Source organism: Photobacterium sp. WH24 (genome assembly GCF_019204055.1).
Taxonomy (GTDB): Bacteria; Pseudomonadota; Gammaproteobacteria; order Enterobacterales; family Vibrionaceae; genus Photobacterium; species Photobacterium arenosum.
This window is the reverse complement of the sequence record NZ_JAGSOZ010000048.1, coordinates 1-1,258: the sequence shown is the minus strand read 5'-3', so window position 1 is coordinate 1,258 and position 1,258 is coordinate 1. Positions and strand designations below refer to the sequence as shown.

General features: G+C 46.1%; 1 protein-coding gene. It reads left to right on the top strand.

Annotated elements, in window-relative coordinates; all coding sequences use genetic code 11:
* The first annotated feature begins 72 nt into the window (after nt 1-72).
* Nucleotides 73-1,250, top strand: a protein-coding gene (locus KCG43_RS21255) for an IS3 family transposase (protein WP_218387453.1) whose coding sequence is annotated in 2 segments (ribosomal slippage) — nt 73-331 and nt 331-1,250 — 1,179 coding nt in all. Because the reading frame shifts where the segments join, the coding sequence is not laid out codon by codon here.
* Nucleotides 1,251-1,258: the final 8 nt, after the last annotated feature.

Below are 1,258 nucleotides of genomic sequence, written 5' to 3'. Positions count from 1 at the left end.
TGTAGTGGCATAGTTAATTTGGCCACCTGATTAGAGGTGATATCATCACCTCAGAAGTTAACAGGTGACACAATGACAAAACCTAGCAGAAGAACATTTAGCCCCGAGTTTAAACTTGAAGCCGCGCAGTTGATTCTTGACCAGGGCTACTCGGTAGCTGAAGCAGCCAAGGCAATGAATGTCGGTAAATCCACCATGGATAAGTGGGTTCGCCAACTCAAAGAAGAGCGGCAAGGCGTTTCACCTAAAGCTTCTCCGATGACGCCAGAACAAATCGAGATCCGTGAGTTAAAGAAGAAATTGGCTCGCCTCGAAGAACATAATGAAATATTAAAAAAGGCTACAGCTCTCTTGATGTCCGACTCGCTGAACAATTCTCGCTAGTCGAGAAACTCAAGCAGAGCCACAGTGTTTCTACACTTTGTGATGTGTTCAGCATTCATCGAAGCAGTTACAAATATTGGTCTGGCCGCCCCAAGGCGATTAATTCTGATTTCGTCGAGTTATGTAGCGAAGTTAAAGCCGCGTACCGCATCAGTAATGGCTCTGCGGGAGCTCGAACTATCGCAGAGATAGTGACGACAAAAGGAATACCACTGAGCCGTTATCGTGCTAGTAAGTTGATGAAAAAGCTTGGCTTAGTGAGCTGTCAGCTGCCTAAGCATGCTTACAAGAAAGCGACTCAAGAACATGTTGAAGTCGCTAATAAATTAGACCGCCAGTTCGTCGTGACGGAGCCGAACCAAGTCTGGTGCGGTGATGTCACGTATATTTGGGTTGGAACGCGCTGGGCTTATTTAGCCGTGGTTATCGATCTCTTTGCAAGAAAACCCGTCGGTTGGGCAATGTCTTTATCGCCGGATACCAACTTAACGGGTAAAGCGCTATCAATAGCTTTTGAGGCAAGAGGGAAGCCGAAAAATGTGATGTTCCATAGTGATCAAGGCTCGCATTACACCAGTCTGAAATTTCGGCAACTTCTCTGGCGATATCAGATTGAGCAAAGCATGAGCCGCCGAGGAAATTGTTGGGATAACAGCCCGATGGAGCGATTCTTCCGAAGTTTAAAAACAGAATGGGTGCCATCAATAGGATATGAGAATTTTGCCCAGGCGCAGCGTTCAATCACACAGTACATCACGGAATATTACAGCGAGATCAGGCCACATCAATATAACGGTGGTCTGACGCCAAATGAGTCAGAACGGTTATTCTGGAATGACTCTAAAACTGTGGCCAGTTTTACTTGACCACTACA